The organism is Mesorhizobium sp. M1A.F.Ca.IN.020.03.2.1 (genome assembly GCF_004023205.1).
Taxonomy (GTDB): Bacteria; Pseudomonadota; Alphaproteobacteria; order Rhizobiales; family Rhizobiaceae; genus Mesorhizobium.
The window spans coordinates 1-1,979 of the sequence record NZ_RZSV01000428.1 but is presented as its reverse complement, the minus strand read 5'-3'; the positions used below and the strand labels follow the sequence as shown (position 1 = coordinate 1,979).

The following is a 1,979-nucleotide window of genomic DNA, read 5'->3' as shown; positions in this document are numbered from 1 at the left end:
GGCTGTAGGCGCCGAGCACCAGCAGATCGGCGCCGGATTCGGCGATCCTCTCCTGGATGATGTCGTCGACCGAGCTTGCCCCCGATTTCTGCACGGAAACGCTGACATTGGCGCCGTGGCGTGACAAGGCAGCCGCGATCTCGGCGCCCGCCGCCTCGGGAGCCTCGTCGAGCGTTTCCGGCGGATCGATGACGAGAATGTCGGTCTTGTCCGCCTCGCTGATGAAGGGCAAGGCATCGAATGCTGCACGAGCCGCTTCCTTACTGCCGTTCCAGGCCAGCAGTACACGCCTGAAGGTGGTGACGAGCGGCCCGGCATGCGGAACGACAAGCACCGGCCGGCCGGCATCGTAGACCAGCGTATCGACATCGGCGCCCGGATCGCCCCCGGTGTCGCGCTGCGCGGCGATAATCAGGTCAGCCGCCCGCACGCTCGAAATGCCGGTCAGCGCGCTGTCGCCGGAGAAGCTTTCGAGGCTCCGCCACTCGAAGGACAGGTCGGAATCCTCGACGCGCCTGAGAAAGACAGCCTGCAGCTTGTCGGCGCGCTCCTTGTTCATCTCGGCCGAGACTTGCAGGAATTCGGTGTCGGGGAAACCGGTTGCCGACGTATAGGGGACCGGAAGCGCTTCGGCGTGGATGCCGACGAGGTGGCTTTCGAACCGCTCGGCAAGCGGGATGGCGCAATCGAGCACGCGCTCGGCGTCCTGTTCGTTCTGCAGAATGGCGACGATCGTCTTGAAGCGCATGGCAGATCCCTCAAATTTATCGGCGCAAGATCGCCACCGGCATCAATAGCCGCAACGAAAGTGCCGTGCCAGAAACGTCGGCGCGCGCCTTCTGGTTCCGGGGTCAGCTCGCAGCCGACAGGCCCGCCACCATGGCCGCAACGTCCTGGCGCGCGGCCTCGAGAGCCGCTTCGTCGCGGGCACGTACCACGAGCTCGGTCCAGAATTTGCCGTCGCCATATTTCGGGTAGGAGCCGATAATGGTGTCGGGATGCGCCTTCTGGATGTCGGCGAGCGGTCCGCCGATCAGGCCTTCGCCGAAGGGGCAGTGCACGGTGGCCGACAGCATCCTGGTGCCGGTCTTCAGCGTCGGCACGACATTGTCGAGCATCGCCTGGAAGATCGACGGCACACCGGCCATCACGTGAACGTTGCCGATACGGAAGCCTGGCGCGATCGACACCGGATTATCGATGTGGTCGGCGCCGCGCGGCATGCGCGCCATGCGCTTGCGCGCCTCGGTGAATTCGATACCGCGCTCGGCATAGCTTGCCTCCAACATGGCGTAAGCCCTAGCATCGTATTCGCAAGACACGCCGAAGGCCTTGGCTATCGAATCGGCGGTGATGTCGTCATGCGTGGGGCCGATGCCGCCGGTGGTGAAGACATAAGTGTAGCGGGCGCGCAGCGCGTTGGCGGCGGCGACAATCTCGTCCTCCTCGTCGGGAACGATGCGCACTTCCTTCAGGTCGATGCCGATCGCGGTCATGATATCGGCGAGATGGCCGATATTCTTGTCCTTGGTCCTGCCGGAGAGGATCTCGTCGCCGATGACGAGCATGGCGGCTGTGACGATTTCGGGCATGGCTCACTCCGGCTGCAGGTGGCCTGAAATAACGCGGCGGACAGCCGGCCGCAATGCGCACGCGAGGCGGGGCTCTTGTGGCAGACACGGTTGCGAGTAAGGTGCGTCGGTACGGCTCGGGTGCAAGATGCTGATATCGATTTTGCCATGGCTGATCGGTGGTCTGCTCGTTGCGGCGGCCGCCGTCGTGCTCGGCTTCATGCTCGCAACATCGTGGATCGCGACCAAGGCCGAGAGGCTGGTACCGGCGTGCGGCAAGTTCATCGAGATCGGCGGCAGCCGCATCCACTATGTCGAAACAGGCGAGGGCAGGCCGATCGTGTTCCTGCACGGGCTCGGCGCGCAACTCCATCATTTCCGGCACACGCTGTTCGGCCGCTTCGGCGC

At 64.4% G+C, this 1,979-nt stretch carries 2 protein-coding genes and 1 pseudogene; 1 reads left to right on the top strand and 2 read right to left on the bottom strand.

Annotation, left to right across the window (positions count from 1 at the left end):
* The coding region (locus EOA79_RS31685; RefSeq protein ID WP_164894054.1) for a universal stress protein at positions 1–748 on the bottom strand (748 nt) is incomplete at its 3' end.
* 103 nt (positions 749–851) lie between these two features.
* Positions 852–1,592: a competence/damage-inducible protein A gene (locus EOA79_RS31680; RefSeq protein ID WP_095802223.1), complete on the bottom strand. Its 741-nt coding sequence runs from the start codon at positions 1,590–1,592 to the stop codon at positions 852–854.
* A 127-nt stretch (positions 1,593–1,719) separates the two neighbouring features.
* Here EOA79_RS31680 and EOA79_RS31675 point away from each other — a divergent pair.
* Positions 1,720–1,979, top strand: a pseudogene (locus tag EOA79_RS31675) (alpha/beta hydrolase); the annotation flags it as partial.